This is a genomic window from Halobaculum litoreum, assembly GCF_030127125.1.
In the GTDB taxonomy this organism is placed as follows: Archaea; Halobacteriota; Halobacteria; order Halobacteriales; family Haloferacaceae; genus Halobaculum; species Halobaculum litoreum.
Genome location: NZ_CP126156.1, coordinates 1082821 through 1101655, shown reverse-complemented (window position 1 = coordinate 1101655; position 18835 = coordinate 1082821). Strand labels below are relative to the sequence as shown.

Sequence of the window (18835 nt, the reverse complement as noted above, 5' to 3'; positions counted from 1 at the left end):
CCAATGACACTACTCGAAGTAAACGACCTCTCGATCCGCTACGCGATCGACGACGGGTCGGCGGTCCACGCGTCCGACCGGGTGAGCTTCTCGGTCGACCGCGGGGAGACGTACGGGCTCGTCGGCGAGTCGGGCTGCGGGAAGACCACGCTCGCGAAGAGCCTGGTGCACCTGCTCGACGACAACGGCTACATCGAGAGCGGGAACGTCTGGTTCGACGGCACGCTCCCGCAGTGGGCCGACGAGAACGGCGACGCGAAGCAGTCGGTCATCGACGACCCCGACAAGCCGGTCCGCGAGGACGGCAAGACCGACCTCGCGGCGTTGACGAACAAACAGATCCGGGACATGCGCTGGCGCGACATCGCGATCATCCCGCAGTCGGCGATGAACGCGCTGAACCCGGTGTACAAGGTCGGCGACCAGATCGTCGAGGCGATCCTCCGGCACGAGCCGCAGACGACCAAGGCGGAGGCCCACGACCGCGCCCGCGACCTGTTGGAGCGTGTCGGCATCGAGCCGGACCGGGCCGACGACTACGCCCACCAGTTCTCCGGCGGGATGAAACAGCGCGCCGTCATCGCGATGGCGATGGCGTGTAGCCCGGACCTCCTCATCGCCGACGAGCCGACGACGGCGCTGGACGTGATCATCCAGGACCGCATCCTCGAGGAGCTCGAGAAACTGCAGGACGAGTTCGGCGTCTCGATCCTCGTCATCAGCCACGACATCTCGGTGATGGCGGAGATCTGCGACCGGATGGCCGTCATGTACGGCGGGAAGGTGATGGAGTCCGGCCGCACCGAGGACATCTTCGGGGAGACCGCGAACCCGTACACCCTCGGGCTGAAGAACTCCTTCCCGACGATCACCTCCGCGGACCAGGACCTCGTGTCCATCCCGGGGACGCCGCCGACGCTGCGCGACCCCGACCCCGGCTGTCGCTTCCGCGAGCGGTGCCCGTTCGCGATCGAGGAGTGTCACGCCGAGCACCCGCCGATGTACGACGTCGCCGACGCCGAGTCGACCGGTCGGCTCCGCGAGGCGACCGACCAGCGCGCACACGGGTCGGCGTGCTACCGTATCGACGAGCTCGAACAGCTGCGGACCGACGCACTCAACGAAGACACATGGACCGAGCAGAGGATCGAGAGCCGCTAGTAGAGATCGACGGGCTGCGGAAGCTCTTCGACCAGTCACAGGGGATCATCGACACCGTGCTCGGTCGCGAGCCCCAGCCGGTCCGCGCCGTCGACGGCGTCTCCCTCGACATCCACAAGGGGGACATCGTCGGCATCGCCGGCGAGTCCGGCTGCGGGAAGACGACCCTCGGGAAGATGCTGGTGAAGCTCCACGAGCCGACGGAGGGGGCGATCCGCTTCGACGGCAACGACATCACCGAGATGACGCGCGAGGAGGAGCGCGAGTTCCGCAAGCGCGTCCAGATGATCTTCCAGGACCCGTTCGAGTCGCTGAACCCCCGGATGACGGTGTACGACACCATCGCCGAGCCGCTCAAGATCAACGACATGGTCGGCGACTACGACGCGCGGCGCGACCGGGTCAAGCAGGTGCTCGAGGACGTCGGCCTCGGCCCCGCGGAGGTGTACCTCGACGCGTTCCCGGACGAGCTCTCCGGCGGGGAGCGCCAGCGGATCGCGATCGCGCGGGCGCTCGTCGTCGACCCGGACTTCATCGTCTGCGACGAGCCGGTGTCGATGCTCGACGTGTCGATCCGGGCGGGCGTGCTCAACCTGATGAAGGAGCTCCAAGACGAGTACGACCTCACCTACCTGTTCATCAGTCACGACCTCTCGCTCATCCGCTACATGTGCGACCGCGCCGGGATCATGTACCTCGGCAACATGGTCGAGCAGGGGCCGACCGACGACATCATCGACGACCCCAAACACCCGTACACCGAGGCGCTGTTCGACGCGGTGCCGGACGTGGAGTTGGGCGAGGAGCGGCGCCGCGCGAACGCGACCGGCGAGGTGCCGTCGCCGCGCAACCCCCCGAGCGGCTGCCGGTACCACCCGCGGTGTGCCCACATCATCCCGCCGGACGGCTGGGACGGCACGCAGGAGGCGTTCCGGCGCGCCTACCAGTTCAAGCTGAAGGTCCGTCGCGGCGACCTCAGCGCCGAGAGCGCCGAGTCGGCCGACATCGCCGACGCCGAGGCGCTCGTCGAGCACGGCCTGACGCTCGACATCCCCGAGGAGTACCGCTCGGAGACGGAGATCGAGAGCGGCGGGAGCAAGGTCGACATCGCCCGCATCGACCTCCCGCCGGCCGCCCGGGAGACGCTGGTCGACGCCGCCGGGGCCGTCCTCGACGGGGACACCGAGGGCGCGCTGGCGACGCTGGACGAGGCGATCACGACGCCGTGTGAGTCGCGACGGCCCGAGCCCCAGCCCGCGGGCACCCGGGAGGTCGCGTGTCACCTCTACGACGAGCCCGGCTTCGAGGAACTGGACTCGTCGACCGCGGGGATCGCCCCCGCGGCGGCGGAGGACTGATCGGTGGTCCGGTCCCCGCGCACCCAACGGGTCCTCCTCCTCCTCCTCGCCGGCTGCTTGGTCGTGAGCGTCGCGTCGTTCGCGGCGACCGCGACCGGCCAGTTGGCGTGGCAACAGCGCGACGGCCTCGCGTTCACGCCGACCGACCTGTCGGTGAGCGACGGCGACGAGCCGACGGTCGCGATCGAGTTCACCGTGACCAACCCCACCGGCGTCCCGGTGACGATCCGGCCGGCGGTGATCGGCGTGTTCGACGGGAGCGCCGAGGCGGAGAACCGCCTCGTCTCCGCCAGGACGGCCCGGCTCGCGGACGGCAGCGGGACGTTCCGGGTCCCGGCGCGGGGGTCGACGGAGACGACCGTGCTGGTCGACCTGCCGCGGGAGAACGTCGAGCGGACCCGCGCCGCGATCGCCGACGGGCGCGCAGTCGTCTCGGGCACGGTGACCGCGGAACTGCGCGACCGGAGGTTCTCGGCCGATGTCTAAGGAGGACACGTCGGTGTGGCACGCCGCGCTCAACCCGGCGTCCGCCTCCTACGGGACCCGCGGCGAGCGGGTCGTGGCGGCGCTGGTCGTAGGGGTCCTCGCGGGCGTCGTCGCCGGCACCGCGATGTACAACGTCCGCCAGTCGGCGGTCGCCCCCGCGTGGACGAGCGACCTCCTGTCGGGGACGCTCGTCCTCGTGTCGGGCGCGCTGGTGAAGCTGCTGTGCGAGCAGCTCCGGACGAGCCTGCTCTCGCTGGCGACGGCGGTCGTGCTCGGGCTCGCGGTCGCCGGGGCCACGGCGGTGGCGCCGTACGTCCTGCTGGACATCGCGACGCTCGGCGGGCTCGCCCTCCTGCCGGAACTACGCGACGTGATCACCCTCGCGGTGCTGGGGCAAGTGCCGCTGCAGTTCACCGGCTACCTGCTGGCCATCGTGTACGACGGCGCGACCGCGTGACCGGCCGCCCGGTCGCGCTCGCCGACCGCACGGGGGGTGCGACGACAGGCCTTTGTCGACCCGAGCGATACCCACAGTCGATGCCGAGGGACATCCCGACCGAGGAGAAGTCGGTGCGCGAGCGCGGCACCTACGCCAACGACGGCAACGACCCGACGCTCGCGTCGTACCTCTCGTCGCTGTTCTTCCTCCTGTCGGTGCCGGCGCTGGTGACCGTCGCGTACGCGGGGTACTGGGCGGGACTGTACCCGGAGTCGACCGTCGTCCCGGCGTTCGGCGGGCTGTTGGTCGCGTCGCTGGCGGCGGTGTTCGGCGTCATGCACTACACCACGGGTCGGTGAGAACGGGCGGCCGCGCGGACCGCGCCGCCGGCTCGGCTCAGCCGGTCAGAACCACTTGTCCTTGTAGACGCACTGGAGCGGCTCGGAGACGACGTTCGTCACCAGCGCCATCGTCACGATCTGGACGGCGTCGCCGTACTCCGCGGGGTCGGTCTCGCCCGACCAGCCGGCGAGGCCGATCCCGAGTTCGACGTGGTAGTCGTAGACGGTGACGAGCCACTCGTCGGGTAGGGTCCGCTCGTCCTCGTCGGACTCGTTGACGAGCCGCAGGAGGTACTTGAACGTCTCGTCGTCGCGGTCCGAGAGGTCGCTGCCGGCGTCGTACCCCGGGACGTTCGGCGTCCCGAACAGCTGGACCAGCCGGTACAGCGCGGTGCCGACGTCGTCGTGCTCGCCGCGGCCGGTCGGGTCCGGGTCCAGTTCGACGTTCACGTCGTTGCGGGCCTCGCGGAGGTTCAGCTCGGACAGCTCCTCGCCGTCGGCGAGGCGCGTCTCGATCTCCTCGCGTGAGACGGGGACGAGGGTGAACTCCCGAAGCTCGTCGACCGGCGGCGCCTGCGGGTGCTCTCTGATATCGTAGCGCATCAGTACGCGAACCCGATGAAGCCCTTCCAGCCGAAGTAGCCGGCGACGAGACACACGAGGCCGGTCGCGACGACGAGGACCGACTCGCCGGTCGAGATCCCCTCGATCCCGTTGAGGCCGAAGTACAGGGTCACGCCGATCATCGTGAAGATGTAGCCGACCACCAGTCCGAGGATCATCACGGCGAGCGAGACCACGCCGAGCGGTCCCTTCACCGACTCCGGAATGCGGGTGCGGACGGACATTCGTACGTCAACGGTGTTAGTCCCCGCTCTTAACTCCCTCGCTACGCGGTGACACACGGCTCGGACGCGCGCCGACTCAGCGCGACTCGGTCGCGTCGTCGCCCCCCTCGCGGCGCGCGCGTTCCGCGTCCCCGGGCTCGGCGTCGCCCAGCGGGCTCATCGCGGGGTCGAACGCGTCGTCGGCGCCGGTCGGCGAGTCGGGACTCGCGTCGTCGGCCCCCGCGGCGTCGGCGCGTCGGCGCTCGTGTTCGCCCCGTTCGCGGGCGTCGCTCGTGAGGGCGTACTCCTCGGCGACGGGGCGGCGGGCGCGGTAGCCGATCGCGATCGCGACCACGCCGGCGACGCCGTAGACGACGACCGGGGTGGCGGTGAAGCCGACCTGCCCGGTGACGACCGTGAGGTGCAGCACCTGCCCGATCGACAGCGCGCCGACGACGAGCATCGACGTGCTGATCACGCCGAGGAAGCGAGTCGAAACCATACTCACGGTCGGGACGGGCGGGACATAAGGACACGGGAGCGTGGCGGCCGCACGACGGCGGGCGCGTCGTCACCCCCGCCGTCAGGCCGTCGGCCCGCCGACGCTATCCGTCGCCGTTCGCGTCGACGACGACGACCTCGCCGTCCTCGACGGTGACGTTGATCAGCGTCTTCACGGAGTGGTCGGTGTCGTCGAGCTTGTTCGGGCCCGCCTTCTTGATGACGGCGACGACGTCGACGACGTCCGCGCCGATGTGCGTGAGCGCGTCGAGGATGGCGTTCATCGTGCCGCCCGTCGACAGCACGTCGTCGAGCACGAGCACGCGGTCGCCCTCGAACACGTCGTTGATGTACATCTCCGACTCCGAGTAGCCCGTCTGCTGGGACAGCGACACCTCGCCGTCGAGGCCGTACTCGCGCTTGCGGATGACGACCAGCGGGATGTCGGTCATCAGCGACAGCGCCGTCGAGATGTGGATCCCCATCGCGGCGGGGGTGACGATCTTGTCGACGTCCTCGATCTGGGCCTTGCGGATGATCCGGATGACGATCTCGCGGAGCAGCTCCGGCTCCAGCATCGGGACCCCGTCGCTGATGGGGTGAACGAAGTACTGGTACTCCCCCTTCTCGATGATCGGCGCGTCCAGCAGGGACTGACGCAAGCGGTCCATGTCGCCGGTACCGCTAGCTGGGTGAAAAGCGCGGCGGATCACCGGCCGCGGTGTCGGTCGAAGGTCACGATGCCGAGGGGGCGCCGTCGCCCCGCGGCTCCGGCGCTCGGTCGCGCGGCCGGGGGCGACTACGCCGGCGTTCGGTCGGTCGCGAGCACCCTCGTCCGTCCGCCGGGCGCCGTCCAGACGACCCGGACGACCGTGTCCGGCGGCACCGGCGTCGCCTCGCCGACGGTCGCCGAGTCCCCGGCGACGACGCGGTCGTCGAAGCCGACGCGCTGGCCGGACGCCGCGACCACCGCGAGCGACCCCCGTCGGCGGCCGCGACCGTGTCGCCGCCGGCGTGCGTGACCGTCACACGGTAGCCGTCGTCGACGGCCGTGTACGTGAACTCGAACGCCGCCGCCGGGGGACCCCGGGCGAGGCGACGCCCGCGGCGACGACGAGCGACCCGATGAGCGCCGCCAGCGCCACCGTGAGCACGACCATCACCGCGACGCCGGCGAGCGGGGACAGCGCCCGCTCGGGCGGGTCGGCGTCGGTTCGGGTGTCGGGTGAGGGCGTTGCGGTGCGCATCGGGGGGACCGCGCGGACGCGTCGGGCGGGCCGAAGGCCACGCGGGGTGTCCGGTCCGACGGCGGCCGGCCTGATTGGTATACACTCGCTGTCGAGGCGTTACCGGACGGATAGCACCGTTCGGCGCGGACGCCGTCGGCCGTTCCGTCGGCGGCGGGCGCCGGGAACGCGACGGAGAAAGCGAGAGGGCGCGTCGGTCAGACGAGCACCAGCAGCGCGACCACCAACAGCAGCGTGACGAGCAGCACGCTCGCCCCGAAGCCCGCACGCAGGTCGACGTCCCCGGCGGGCCGGTCGCCGTCGGCCGCCCCGTCGCCCGCGAGCGACCGCACGACGCCGACGCGCGCGAGGGCGGCGGCCGGGTCGCGGACCGTCGCGGCGACCCCCGAGGCGGTCGCGACGGTCGCGCGGTCGACGGCGGCGTACAGCCCGTGACCCCGACGACGAGCGCGCGGGTGCCGTAGAAGCCCGCCCGGTTGTACAGGGCGTCCACGTCGGGGACGCGGCCGACCTTCCCGAGCGGCTTCTTCAGGAGGACGAACCCGACCACACCGAGCGCCGCGAGGATCAGCCCCTCCGCGACGTGGCCGACGGTGAAGGTGGTGTACTCGAAGCTCCCGACGTCCGGGAGGATCGCGAACAGCGCGGGCGGGTAGATCCCGAACGCCACACACGGGATCGCGACGGCGACCATCGCGACCTTCTGCCCCGCGTTCGCGGGCCGCACGTCGCCGTCGTACTCGCCGTGGAGGAACACGTAGTACCCCAGCTTGATGAACGAGAGGAAGGTGCCGACACCCCCCGCGAGCAGGAGGTACCACATCACGTCGTAGTGCTCCTTGTGGGCGGCGCCCAGCACCATCCCCTTCGAGACGAAGCCGTTGAACCCGGGGAACCCCGCGATCGACAGCGCCGCGATCAGGAACGCGACGGCGGTGAGCGGCAGCCGACGCCACAGCCCGCCGAGTTCCTCGAGGTGTTCCTCGCCGGTGCGGTAGATGACCACGCCGACGGTCATGAACAGCAGGCTCTTGTAGAGGATGTGGTTGAACACGTGACCGAACGCGCCGGCGGTCGCCAGCGCCGTGCCGAGGCCGACGCCGGCGATCATGTACCCCACCTGCGACTGGATGTGGTACGAGAGGAGCCGGCGCATGTCGTTCTGCAGCAGCGCCATCGACGCGCCGAACAGCGCCATCAGCGCGCCCATGTACGCGATCGCCAGTTCCCCCTCGGGGAACGCGCGGTACATCCCGTACACACCGGTCTTCGTGGTGTACACACACAGGAAGACGCTGGCGGCGATGTGCGGGCGCGGGTAGGTGTCGGGCAGCCACGCGTGGAGCCCGATGAAGCCGACGTTGACGCCGATGCCGACCCCGGCGAGGATCGGCGCGACCGCGCCGACGAGCCCCTCGCCGGTGAACAGGAACGTCCCCGTCTCGACGTACTGCCAGACCACGGCGCCGAGCAGCAGCGTGCCGCCGACGCCGTGGAGCAGCGCGTAACGGAAGCCCGCGCGGACGGCACGGCCGCCGTAGTGCCACACCAGCAGCGTGCTGGTGACGGCCATCAGCTCCCAGAAGAAGATCAGGGTGAGCCAGTCGCCGCCGAAGACGGCGCCGAGGCTGGTGCCGACGTAGCCGAGCGCGAACGCCGTCTGCCGCTCGTCGGCCCCGCTGGCCCACGAGTACAGCACGGCGACGGCGCCGATGAAGCCGAAGACGAGCCCCATCAGCCGCGAGAAGCCGTCCACGTTGAACAGGACGGCGTCGAAGCCGAACAACAGGGTCTGGATGTGCGCCCCGTCGGGGACGAGCCACACGTACGGGACGACCGCGGCCGTGACGAGCAGGCCCACCGCGTGGCCCCCGCGGCGACCGAGCACCGGGACGACCAGCGCGGCCGCGAGCACGGCGAGGAACGGCGGGACCACGGGGTCCACCATCAGACCGTCACCCCCGTGACACCCGCGACGACGAGGCGGACGACCCTGAGGAACACCGCCCCGTCGGGGACGATCCCGAGCACGATCGAGCCCAACGCGACCGCCAGGATGGGGCCGAGCATGAACCACGTGGACTCGCCGCCGGTCCAGCTGCGGCGCTCCCAGCCGCCGGCGTGCCCGTCGCCGTGGCCGTGGGCGTCGGTGTGGCCGTCGGCGGCGTGGCCGCCGTCCGCGACGGCGTCGCTCGGGGCGTCACCGCCCGCGGCGTCGGCCTCCGCGACCGCCGCGCGGCCCCACGCGAAGCGACCGCCGAGGGGGCCCTCGATCAGCGGCTTCTCGTCGCTGTCCTCGGGCGTCTCGAAGAACGCGGTGTACACCACCGGCCAGAAGTAGCCGATGTTCATCACCCCGGAGACGAGCAAGGCGACGGCGAACAGCGTCTGGCCCGCCGACACCGAGCCGATGAGCAGGAAGTACTTGCTCACGAAGCCGGCGACGAGCGGGATGCCCGCCATCCCCGCGGCGGCGACGGCGAACGCCGTCATCGTCAGCGGCATCCGTCTGCCGATGCCCGCCATGTCGGAGATGTCGTCGGTGTGGGTCTCGACGTGGATCGCGCCCGCCGCGAAGAACAGGGTGATCTTCATGAACGCGTGCGCCGGGATGTGGAGCAGGCCGCCCACCAGCGACGTGGGCGCCAACACCGCCAACCCGAGCACGATGTACGACAGCTGGCTCACCGTCGAGAACGCGAGCCGGCGCTTGAGGTTGTCCTGTCGCAGCGCGATCACCGACGCGACGATCAGCGTGAACGCGGCGACCGCCGCGAGCGGGAGCCCCATCCCGAGGTCGGCGACCGCGTCGGGCCCGAACACGTCGAGGACGACGCGCGCGATGCCGAACACGCCGGACTTGACGACCGCGACCGCGTGCAACAGCGCCGACACCGGCGTCGGCGCGACCATCGCGTCCGGGAGCCACGAGTGCAGCGGCATCAGCGCGGCCTTCACGCCGAAGCCGGCCGCCAGCAGCGCGAACGCGAGGCGGGCGAACAGCGGGTCGGCGCCGGTGAGGGCTTCGATGCCGCCGGGCGTGAACGCGACGGTGCCGGTGAGCCAGTACACGAGCGCGGTGCCGGCGAGGACGGCGACGCCGCCGCCGAACGTGTACGCGAGGTACTTGCGGCCGGCGGCGCGTGCCTCGTCGGTCTCGTCGTGGGCGACGAGCGGGTACGTCGCGACCGTGAGCAGCTCGTAGAACACGAACAACACGAGCAGGTTCGACGCGAACGCCACGCCCATCGCCGCCGATAGGCTGCCCGCGAACGCGGCGAAGTAGCGGGTCTGGTTGTGTTCGTCGAGACCGCGCATGTAGCCGATACTGTAGCTGCTGGTGATGATCCACAGGAGGCTCGCGAGCAGGCCGAACAGCACGCCGAGGGCGTCCGCCTCCAGCGCGAAGCGGACCCCCGGGAGGAACTCCCCGAGGTCGGTGACGTACGTGTCGCCGGCGAGCACGGCGGGAACCATGCTCGCGACGACGGCGAACTTCGCCAGCGCCGCGAGCCCGGTCCACGACTCGCGGAGGTTCGGTCGGTTCCCCGACAGGAGGATCGGGACGATGACGGCTGCGGAGACGAGGACCGCGGCGAGCGGTCTGAGTGACGTGATCTCTGTCATGGCAGGAGCACCTCGACGGTGGGACCGAGCGCCGCCTGGTAGGCGGGCACGGCGGCCGCCAGCGCGACGGCCAACAGCGCCGCCGCGACGGCTGCGGCGTACATACCGGTGGAGACGCCGTCGGCGTCGCCCTCGCCGCCGTCGGCGACGGCGGTCGCGTCGGGCGCCGCCTCCGCGGCGTCGCGGAAGTACATCCGTTCGAGCAGGCGGGCGAAGTACGCGAGCGTCAGCAGCGTCGACAGCAGGATGACGGTCGCCAGCGCCCACGCGCCCGCCTCCAGCGTCCCGAGCACGATGTACCACTTCCCGAGGAAGCCGACGGCCGGCGGGACCCCGACCATCGCGAGCACGAGCACGCCGAACGTCCCCGCGGCGACGGGCATCCGCCCGGCGAGTCCGTCGTACTCCGTCACCGACCGGGCGCCGGTGCCGGTCGACACGAGCCCCGCCGCGAGGAACAGCCCGCCCTTCATCACCGCGTGGCCCACGAGGTGGACCGCGAGGCCGACGAGCGCGGTGCCGTTCGTCACCGACAGCGCGGCGACGATCAGGCCGAACTGCGACACCGACGAGTACGCCAACATCCGCTTGATGTCGGTCTGAGACACCGCCAGCAGGCTCCCGACGACGATACTGACGGCGGCGGTGGCCGCGAGCAGCGTCCGCGCGAGCGGCACGGCCGCGAGGTACTCCGGCGTGAACACCGTGAGGACGACCCGGACGAGCGCGTACGCGCTCACCGTCGAGACGAGCGACGCGATGAGCGCGCTCACGGCGTCGGGCGCGCCCTCGTACGCCCCCGGCTGCCACGTGTGCAGCGGGAACATCGCGACCTTGACGAACAGGCCGACGACGACGAAGGCGAACGCGGCCCCGACCAGCGGCGACGCGTAGCCCACGGCGGCCAACTCGCTCGCGAGGTCGGTCATGTTGAGCGTGCCGGTGGCGACGTACGCGTAGCCGATCCCCAGCAGGTACAGCGAGGCGCCGAACGTCCCCACGAGGAGGTACTTCAGCGCCGCGACCGCGGACCGACCGCGGTCGCCGCTCGCGACGAGCGCGTACGCGGTCAGCCCGGTGATCTCGAGGAACACGTAGAGGTTGAACGCGTCGCCGGTGACGGACATGCCCGTCAGACCGGTGACGAGCAGGAGGTACGTCGCGTAGAAGCGGTTCGAGCGCGGCCCCGCGCGCCGGGCGTACGCGAGCACGCCGAGCGCGACGGCGGGCACGAGCACGACCATCGCGGCCGAGAGGCCGTCGACGTACAGTTCGATGCCGAACGGGGGCTCGAAGCCGCCGACGGCGTAGCTGATCGCCTCGCCCGACAGCACGCTCCACGCGACGGTCGCGGCCATCGCCGCCTGCACCGCGAGCGTTACGAGGGCGACCGCCCAGCCCGACTCGTCGCGGACGATGCCGGCAGTCAGCGCCACGAGCGACCCCAACAGCGGGACGACGACGAGCAGCGCGACGAGGTCACTCACCGTCGCCCACCTCCTCGACGAGGTCGGCACGGAGCGTGCCGTACTCCTCGTAGATCCGGACGATCAGCCCGAGCGCCACCGCGGTGAGACTCACGCCGACGACGATGGCCGTCAGGATGAGCACGTGCGGCAGCGGGCTGACGTACGGCGCCGGCTCGGTGAGCAGCGGCGCCGAGGCCCCGGTGACGAACGCGGAGGCGACGAGGAACAGGAAGATCCCCGACTGGAACACGTTCATGCCGATCACCTTCTTCACGAGGTTCCGGTCGCCGATCAGCATGTACGCGCCGACGCCCAGCAGCAGGAACGCCGCCACGAAGTACGCGCGGTCGGCGAGCGCGGCGATCATCGCTCCCCCTCCGTCCCGTCGGGGTCGCGGTAGCCGGCCGCGAGCGCGAAGAACAGGCCGACGACGGTGCCCGAGACGATGATCCCGATCCCGACCTCGACCAGTTCGATCCCGTACTTGGTCGCCTCGTACACGGGGATCACCTCGTACTGGAGGAACGCGCCCCCGAACACGAGGGCGGTCAGCCCGATCCCCGCGAACAGCAGGACGCCGAACACGACCAGCAGCGTCAACAGCGACGAGGAGATCCACTCGCGGGTCGGCCCGATGCCGAACGCGATGGCGATCAGCAACACGACGGTGCCGACGATGACGCCGCCCTGGAAGCCGCCGCCGGCGGAGTCGGCGCCGTGGAACATGACGAACGCCCCCAGCGAGAACACGAACGGGGCGACGATGCGGACGGTCGCCATGATGATCGGGCTCTCGACGTACGGTCGCGGCGGGCGTTCGGCCCCCACTTCGAGGCGGTCGTCGGCCGCGGTCCCGGTGGAGTCGCTCACGCGAGCACCTCCCGGTCGAGCACGACCAGCAGCCCGATGAGCGCGGCGAACACGACGACCGCCTCGCCGAGGGTGTCGAACCCCCGGTAACCGGCCAGCACCGCTGTCACGGCGTTCTCGACGCCCGTCTCCGCGTAGGCGTTGTCGAGGTAGTAGTTCGTGACCCGCGAGGTCGCCACCGGCGTCGACGACGACCCGATCTCGGGCAGCGCCGTCAGCGTCGTCGCCAGCGCGGCGACGAGCAGCCCCGAGACGCCCAGCGCCGGGAGGTTCACGTCGACGAACAGCTCGTCGCTCGGCGGCCGGACGGTCTTCGCGATGGTCAACAGGAACAACAGCGTGGTGACGCCGGCGCCGACCGCCGCCTCGGTCAACCCCACGTCGGGGGCCCGAAGCAGGAGCCAGACGACGGCGATCCCGAGGCTGTAGGCGGCGAACGCGATGATCACCGCGAGCACGTCCCGCAGGACCGCCGTCGCGACCGCCGTCGCGAGGACGAACACCAACAGGACGGCCTCCACGGGGGTCACTGGCCGTCACCCCCGTCGGTCGCGGGCTCGCCCCCGGCGTCGCTCGCCGGGTCGGCGGCGCCCGCGGACTCGTCGGCGGCGTCGTCGACGGTCCACGGGTCGATTCCTGTTCTGCGGCCGCCCGGACGATGGCGTGGGCGGCCGTCGGATTGGTGATGAACATGAAGAGGATGAGCAGCCCGAGTTTCAGCGTGTCGGCGTCGACGCCGAGCGCGACGGCCGCCGCGGCGAACGCGAGCACCGCGCCGAGCGTGTCGCTCTTCGAGGCGCTGTGGGCGCGGGTGTACAGGTCCGGCAGCCGGATCAGGCCGACCGCGGCGACGACGCCGAAGAACAGCGCACCCGCCGCCAGCAGGATCACGGCCGCCTCGCGGACGGTGACCATCTACAGCACCCCCCCGCGTTCGACGGTGAACTTCGAGATGGCGATGCTCATGACGAAGTTCAACAGCGCGTACACGAGCGCGATGTCGAGCGCGCCGGGCGTGTCCGTCGTGACGGCCAACAGCGCCGCGATCACGACCGTGTTGGAGCCGATGACGTTGACCGCGATGACGCGGTCCTGCATGGTCGGCCCCTTGACCGCCCGGTACAGCATCACGACGGAGATGAGGACGAAGCCGGCGGCGGCCGCCAGCAGGGCGTCGTCGACGAGCGTCACTCCTCCACCTCCTCGCGCTCGCCGGGCGTCGGGCTCCGCGCGGCCCGGCGCCCGTAGAAGACGAACCGGACCGCCCGCTCGAGCCCCCCGTCGAGCAGGTCCGCGCGGGACCCTTCGGTGAGGGTGTGGATGGTGAAGTGCCGGTTCTCCACGTCGACGGTGAGCGTCCCGGGCGTGAGCGTGATGCTGTTGGCGAGGGTCGCCACCGGCAGCGTCGACCACACGTCGGCGTCGAACTCGATCACCTCCGGGTCGATCGGCAGCGACGGGTGCAACACGACGTACGCGATCTGGACGTTCGCGACCGCGATCTCGTACAGCAGGTACGGCGCGTACAGGCACATGCGCCCGAACTGCGCGGCGAACTGCCGCGGCCGCACGGGACCGGTCAGCGAGACGTGCCACAGCGTCGCCGCCACGACGGCGGCGGAGGCCGTGCCCGTGACGAGGTTGTACGGCGTGGGGTCGCCGGCGAGGAACAGGTAGAACCCCAGCGAGAGGCCGAACAGCAGCAGGAACTGCCCGGTGCCGGAGCGACGGACGAGCCGGGTGCGTCGCGCCTCGCGCTCGACGGGCGCCTCCTCGACGTCGAGGCCCGTGCCGCGGAGTTCCCACTCCAGCGCCGGCAACAGCGGCGTCGTGCCGCTGGGGTGGTACTCGGGGTCGAGCACGAGCGTGTCGATCCCCTTCGCGTCGGCGTAGTCGGCGATGGTGTCGGCGTAGTCGCCGGGACTGAACAGGTACTCGTCGGCGCCGATCGTCGCGGTGGCGACGTCGATCCCGTGGTCGATCCCCTCGAGGTCCTCCGAGACCCACAGCTCGATCCGTTCGAGGAGGTCGTTCGCCTCCGCCTGCTCGTCGCCGACCGTGCCGCGGCTCGAGAGCGGGTAGACGAAGTGGATCGTCACCGGCGTCCCGTCCTCGACGGCGCGGCGGACGACGTACGAGACCGTCTGTCGAAGCGTGCTCGACTCCCCGACGGGGACGAGCACGTGCGCGGCGCTCACCGCGGCCCCCCCGTCGGCGGTCCGCCGTCCGGGACGGATCGGCACGTCCAACGGTAGCTGATTGGTGTCACGATCTGATATGCTCCCCTTCGAATGAGCGGATCAAAACCGTTGTGATTCGACGGGAGCGTTCGCGGCGTCGCGTCCCGGTTCCGGCGGGTAGCTCACGCGATCTCGGCGGCCAGTTCGTCGGCCACGCGGAGGCCGAGGCCGAGCTTCGACCCGGCGTACGTCGCGTGGTCGTCGGCCCGGACGACGAGCGCACGGGTGTCGGCGGCCCCCATCACCGACGCGTCGTTGGCGACGACGAACGCCAGGTCGACGCGGTCGCGGAGCGCCCGGGCGCGGTCGACGAGCGTCCCGTCGTCCCCCTCGCTCTCGGCTTTGAACCCGACCAGCGCGAGGTCGGGGTACTCCTCGCGGACGGTGTCGAGGAGCTTCGGCGTCGGCGACAGGTCGAGCGTCAGCGACGCCTCGCCCGACCGGATCTTCTCGGCGGCCGGCTCGACGGTGTAGTCGGAGACGGCGGCCGCCGACACCAGCGCGTCCGCGTCGGCACACGCCTCCACGGCGGCCGCGGTCATCTCGGCGGCCGACTCGACGTCCACGACGTCCGCCCACGGCGGGTCGCCGGCGTCGCCGGCCGCGCTCGCGTCGTGCAACAGCGTCACGTCGGCGCCGCGGGCGGCCAGCGCCCGGGCGACCGCGCGCCCCGTCCGGCCGGAGGCCCGGTTCGTGAGCACGCGGACGGTGTCGACCCGCTCGCTCGTCGCTCCGGACGTGACGACGACGCGGCGCCCCGCGAGCGGGCGGTCGCCCGCGGCCCGCGCGACCGCCGTGACGATCGCGTCCTCGGTGGCGATCTTCGCTTTCCCCTCCTCGACCCGCGGGTCGACGAACGCGACGCCCCACGACTCGACGCGCTCGATCGCCGCCAGCACGCCGGGGTGGTCGTACATCGGCTCATGCATCGCGGGGGCACAGACGACGGGCACGTCGGCGCCCAGCGCCGTCGTCGCGCAGGTCGTGACCGGCGTGTCGTCGACGGCGGCCGCGATCTTCCCGACCGTGTTCGCGGTGGTCGGCGCGAGGAGGAGGACGTCCGCCCAGCCGTCCCGGCCGCACAGCTCGACGTGCTCGACGCGGCCGGTGATCTCGGTGACGACGTCGTTGCCGGTCGCGAACTCGACGGCCCACGGGTGGAGGATGCCGGTCGCGGCGTCGGTCACCACCGCGCGGACGCTCGCGCCGTGGCGCCGGAGTTCGTGCGCGAGTTCGACCACCTTCACCGCCGCGATGGAGCCGGAGACGCCGAGCGCGACGTTGGTGTCGGCGAGGAGATCGCTCATCGCCTCCGCGTTGGCGGGTGCGGGTGGTAAAGCCTCGCGGTGGAGGGCGTCGGTCGCGGAGTGTGTCTCAGTCGTCGCCCTCGGCGGTGCCGCTCCCCCCGGCGCCGTCGCCGGAGTCGTACCACTCGGGGTCGACGCGCCCGAGGTCGTCGTCGACGAGGCTCGGGTGGGTGCGCTGGCGGTCGTCGTGGGGCTCGGCGAAGTGCTCGCGCATCGTCTCGCGCGACTCGGCCGCCCGGCGCGCCTGCTCGCTCGCCGTGATCTCCTCACAGCCCGGCGGCACCTCGCGGCCGCGGTCGGTGAAGTACCCCTCGGGGACGACCCAGTCGTGGTAGAAGGGGACCTCGGCGTCGTGCAGGAGGGTGATCGCCGCCTCGGCGCCGTGGCCGGCGGCGACGACGGCCTGGTGGTAGCGCTCGGCGATCCGGCCGGCGGCGTACACGCCGTCGACGGACGTGCGGCCGAGGTCGTGGTCCGCGACGTAGCGCTTGCTCCCCGCGTCGCGGATCGCGACGCCGAGGCCGTCGAGGTAGTCGGCGTCGGCCCACGAGGCGGCGACGACGCGCGCGGCGGTGACGGCGCTCCCGTCGTCGACGGCGGCGGTGAAGCCGCCGGACTCGCCGGTGATCCCCTCGACGAGGCCCGGCCGGATCTCCGCGTCGGCGCGCCCGGCCTGCTCGCGGAGCATGTCGGCGTACAGCCGCGGGTCGACGCCCGCGGGGAACCCGGGGACGTTCTCCAGGTGGGCGTTTCGGCGGAGGATCGACTCGTCGCCGGCGACGACGAGCGTCGCGAGGTCGGCGCGCGCGAGGAACGTCGCGGCGGTGAGGCCCGCGACGCCCCCGCCGACGACGAGCGCGTCGTACTCGGCGTCCGTGTCGAGGACGGTGTCGGCCATACCTGTGGCAGGTCGCCGGCGGCCAAGAACTGTGCGAAAGGCGCCGCCCCGGCGGCGGCCGTTCCCGTCCCGCGTCAGTCGTCGGTCGACGGGCCCGCGCCCGTCAGCGTCTCGGCCTGCCGCTCGCGCGCCCGCCGGACGAACTCCTCCGGGAGCGACTCGATCTCGCCGGCCTGCACGCCCCACAGCTTCGCGTACAGCCCGTCGGCGCCCAGTAGTTCCTCGTGGCCGCCGCGCTCGACGACCTCGCCGCCCTCCAGCACCAGCACCTCGTCGGCGTCCTTCACCGTCGAGAGGCGGTGGGCGATGACGAACGTGGTGCGGTCCTCGGCGAGGCGGTCGAGGCTGCGCTGGATGAGCATCTCCGTCTCGGTGTCGACCGCGCTCGTCGCCTCGTCGAGCACGAGCACGTCGGGATCCTGCAACACGACCCGCGCGATGGAGAGCCGCTGGCGCTGACCGCCCGACAGCTTCACGCCGCGCTCGCCGATGCGGGTGTCGTAGCCGTTCGGGAGGTTCTCGACGAACTCGTGGGCCTCCGCCGCCTTCGCCGCCGCGACGACCCGGTCCTCGTCGGCCCCGAACCGTCCGTAGCGGATGTTCTCGGCGACGGTCCCGTCGAACAGGTACGTGTCCTGACCGACGTAGCCGACCGCCGAGCGCAGCGAGCGGAGGCTCACCTCGCGCACGTCGTGGCCGTCGACACGGACCGCGCCGTCGGTCACGTCGTACAGCCGGAGGAGGAGCTTCAGGAGGGTGGACTTCCCCGCCCCCGTCGGCCCCACCAAGGCGACGGTCCCGCCCGGCGCGACGTCGAAGTCCACGTCCCGGAGCACCGTCTCGCCGTCGTCCTCGTAGGCGAAGTCGACGTGGTCGTACGCGACCGCGCCGTCGACGTCGCCGAGATCGACCGGGTCCGCGACCTCCGTCACCTCCCGGGGGATGTCCTGGAGGCCGAACACGCGCTCGCAGGACGCCTTCGCGTTCTCGTACTGCGAGACGATGTTCGACACCTCCGCCAGCGGCGTGACGAACCGCTGGGTGAGGAACAGGAACGTGACGAACGTCCCGGCGCTCAACTCGCCGGTCAGCGGGGGCGGCGCGGCCCCGCTCACGATCCACAGGCCGCCGACGAGGAACGTCGTCGCGAACGCGATCCCCGCGAACAGCTCCATCCCCGGCCGGTACACGTAGTTGAGCCGGAGCATCGCGAGCGTCTTGCGGAAGTAGTCGTAGGAGGTGTCCTCGACGCGTTCGGTCTCGTACGCCTCGGTGCCGGTCGTCTTCACCAACTGGATGCCGCCGAGGGCGTTCTCCAGCCGGGTGTTGAGGTCGGCCACGGCCTCGCGTTGGGCGGCGTACCGCGGTTCGACGGCCTTCATGAACCAGTAGGTGAACAGGACCATCCCCGGGACGACGACGAGCGTGACGGCGGCGAGCTGTGCGTTCTCGGAGAACAGGACGATCCCGATCCCGACGAGCATGACGCCGAGGCGGACGGAGTTCTGGAGCGCGTCGTCGAGGAAGCGTTCGAGGTTGGTGGCGTCGTTGTTGAGGACGGACATCACCTCGCCGGTCTGTTTGTCGTCGAAGAACGCCATCGAGAGGTCCTGCATCTTGGCGTACGAGTCCGTCCGCACGTCGTGCATCACCCGGTGGGCGAAGTTGTTGGCGGCGACGCCGTACACCCACGTCAGGGCGGCGGTGACGACGAACGCGCCGACGATGAGCCACACGGAGAACCAGAACTGCGCCACGTCGGGCGCGTCGACGGGGAGCCACGCCGCCGGCACCAGCGGGAGCGTGTACGGCTCGTCGCCGGTGAAGGCGGCGTCGATGGCGACGCCCAGCACCAGCGGGGGCAGGAGGCTCGCGCCGCGGGCGACGACGTTGGCCGTCATGCCGACCACGAGCCACGGCCACTTCTCGAGTCCGTACTCCGTGAACAGGCGGTAGAGGGGGCGGTCGACGCGATCGCGGTACACGTCGAACGCGCTCTCCTCCTCGGCGCTCATTACGAATCGAAACCGACGCGGGCACCTTATTCCGACCGGTCCCGGACCG

Annotated in this window: 21 protein-coding genes and 2 pseudogenes; 5 read left to right on the top strand and 18 right to left on the bottom strand. The window is 71.4% G+C overall.

Annotated elements, in window-relative coordinates; genetic code table 11:
* Positions 1–3: 3 nt before the first annotated feature.
* The 5 genes from P0R35_RS05945 (at position 4) to P0R35_RS05925 (ending at position 3803) form a co-directional block, all read left to right on the top strand.
* Positions 4–1161, top strand: coding sequence for an ABC transporter ATP-binding protein (locus P0R35_RS05945; RefSeq protein ID WP_284014288.1), 1158 nt, complete (start codon positions 4–6; stop codon positions 1159–1161).
* The gene (locus P0R35_RS05940) at positions 1131–2519 is read left to right on the top strand and encodes an ABC transporter ATP-binding protein (protein ID WP_284014287.1); all 1389 of its coding nucleotides are present in this window, start codon (positions 1131–1133) and stop codon (positions 2517–2519) included. Before P0R35_RS05945 ends, P0R35_RS05940 begins: the two co-directional genes overlap by 31 nt.
* A gap of 3 nt (positions 2520–2522) precedes the next feature.
* Positions 2523–3005, top strand: a complete 483-nt coding sequence (locus P0R35_RS05935) for a hypothetical protein (protein WP_284014286.1) — start codon at positions 2523–2525, stop codon at positions 3003–3005.
* On the top strand, positions 2998–3462 hold the full coding sequence (locus P0R35_RS05930; protein ID WP_284014285.1) for a hypothetical protein: 465 nt from the start codon (positions 2998–3000) through the stop codon (positions 3460–3462). Before P0R35_RS05935 ends, P0R35_RS05930 begins: the two co-directional genes overlap by 8 nt.
* An 80-nt stretch (positions 3463–3542) precedes the next feature.
* Entirely contained in the window at positions 3543–3803 is a 261-nt protein-coding gene (locus P0R35_RS05925; protein ID WP_284014284.1) for a hypothetical protein, read from the top strand.
* A 45-nt stretch (positions 3804–3848) separates the two neighbouring features.
* On the opposite strand, the gene P0R35_RS05920 is transcribed toward P0R35_RS05925, so the two are convergent.
* The 18 genes and pseudogenes from P0R35_RS05920 to P0R35_RS05845 form a co-directional block, all read right to left on the bottom strand.
* A complete protein-coding gene (locus P0R35_RS05920) occupies positions 3849–4388 on the bottom strand; it encodes a hypothetical protein (RefSeq protein WP_284014283.1) in 540 nt (179 codons plus the stop codon).
* Positions 4388–4633, bottom strand: a complete 246-nt coding sequence (locus P0R35_RS05915) for a hypothetical protein (RefSeq protein WP_284014282.1) — start codon at positions 4631–4633, stop codon at positions 4388–4390. Before P0R35_RS05915 ends, P0R35_RS05920 begins: the two co-directional genes overlap by 1 nt.
* 76 nt (positions 4634–4709) lie before the next feature.
* Positions 4710–5114: a hypothetical protein gene (locus P0R35_RS05910; protein ID WP_284014281.1), complete on the bottom strand. Its 405-nt coding sequence runs from the start codon at positions 5112–5114 to the stop codon at positions 4710–4712.
* Positions 5115–5217: 103 nt separating this feature from the next.
* Positions 5218–5784 carry a hypoxanthine/guanine phosphoribosyltransferase gene (gene hpt, locus P0R35_RS05905; RefSeq protein WP_284014280.1) on the bottom strand — a complete coding sequence of 189 codons (567 nt, stop codon included), beginning with the start codon at positions 5782–5784 and terminating at the stop codon, positions 5218–5220.
* Positions 5785–5912: 128 nt separating this feature from the next.
* Complete coding sequence (locus P0R35_RS16400; RefSeq protein WP_345782762.1) at positions 5913–6083, bottom strand: hypothetical protein; 171 nt, start codon at positions 6081–6083, stop codon at positions 5913–5915.
* Between the two features lie 55 nt (positions 6084–6138).
* On the bottom strand, positions 6139–6360 hold the full coding sequence (locus tag P0R35_RS16395; protein WP_345782761.1) for an archaellin/type IV pilin N-terminal domain-containing protein: 222 nt from the start codon (positions 6358–6360) through the stop codon (positions 6139–6141).
* Between the two features lie 197 nt (positions 6361–6557).
* A pseudogene (locus tag P0R35_RS05900) lies at positions 6558–8308 on the bottom strand (Na(+)/H(+) antiporter subunit D).
* Entirely contained in the window at positions 8308–9987 is a 1680-nt protein-coding gene (locus P0R35_RS05895; protein WP_284014278.1) for a cation:proton antiporter, read from the bottom strand. Before P0R35_RS05895 ends, P0R35_RS05900 begins: the two are co-directional and overlap by 1 nt.
* Positions 9984–11474 carry a monovalent cation/H+ antiporter subunit D family protein gene (locus P0R35_RS05890; protein ID WP_284014277.1) on the bottom strand — a complete coding sequence of 497 codons (1491 nt, stop codon included), beginning with the start codon at positions 11472–11474 and terminating at the stop codon, positions 9984–9986. Before P0R35_RS05890 ends, P0R35_RS05895 begins: the two co-directional genes overlap by 4 nt.
* Positions 11467–11823 (bottom strand): cation:proton antiporter subunit C, encoded by a 357-nt coding sequence (locus tag P0R35_RS05885; RefSeq protein WP_284014276.1) that lies wholly within the window; start codon positions 11821–11823, stop codon positions 11467–11469. The genes P0R35_RS05890 and P0R35_RS05885 overlap by 8 nt, the downstream gene beginning before the upstream one ends.
* Positions 11820–12326: an MnhB domain-containing protein gene (locus P0R35_RS05880; RefSeq protein WP_284014275.1), complete on the bottom strand. Its 507-nt coding sequence runs from the start codon at positions 12324–12326 to the stop codon at positions 11820–11822. Before P0R35_RS05880 ends, P0R35_RS05885 begins: the two co-directional genes overlap by 4 nt.
* Positions 12323–12856: a DUF4040 domain-containing protein gene (locus tag P0R35_RS05875; protein ID WP_284014274.1), complete on the bottom strand. Its 534-nt coding sequence runs from the start codon at positions 12854–12856 to the stop codon at positions 12323–12325. Before P0R35_RS05875 ends, P0R35_RS05880 begins: the two co-directional genes overlap by 4 nt.
* 175 nt (positions 12857–13031) lie before the next feature.
* Positions 13032–13241, bottom strand: a pseudogene (locus tag P0R35_RS05870) (monovalent cation/H(+) antiporter subunit G); the annotation flags it as partial.
* Complete coding sequence (locus P0R35_RS05865) at positions 13242–13517, bottom strand: cation:proton antiporter (protein WP_284014273.1); 276 nt, start codon at positions 13515–13517, stop codon at positions 13242–13244.
* A complete protein-coding gene (locus tag P0R35_RS05860; protein WP_284014272.1) occupies positions 13514–14524 on the bottom strand; it encodes a monovalent cation/H+ antiporter subunit E in 1011 nt (336 codons plus the stop codon). Before P0R35_RS05860 ends, P0R35_RS05865 begins: the two co-directional genes overlap by 4 nt.
* Before the next feature lie 164 nt (positions 14525–14688).
* Positions 14689–15873 carry a bifunctional phosphopantothenoylcysteine decarboxylase/phosphopantothenate--cysteine ligase CoaBC gene (coaBC, locus tag P0R35_RS05855; protein WP_284014271.1) on the bottom strand — a complete coding sequence of 395 codons (1185 nt, stop codon included), beginning with the start codon at positions 15871–15873 and terminating at the stop codon, positions 14689–14691.
* 67 nt (positions 15874–15940) lie between these two features.
* Positions 15941–16771 (bottom strand): FAD-binding protein, encoded by an 831-nt coding sequence (locus P0R35_RS05850; RefSeq protein WP_284014270.1) that lies wholly within the window; start codon positions 16769–16771, stop codon positions 15941–15943.
* A 74-nt stretch (positions 16772–16845) separates the two neighbouring features.
* A complete protein-coding gene (locus tag P0R35_RS05845; RefSeq protein ID WP_284014269.1) occupies positions 16846–18786 on the bottom strand; it encodes an ABC transporter ATP-binding protein in 1941 nt (646 codons plus the stop codon).
* Positions 18787–18835 lie beyond the last annotated feature (49 nt).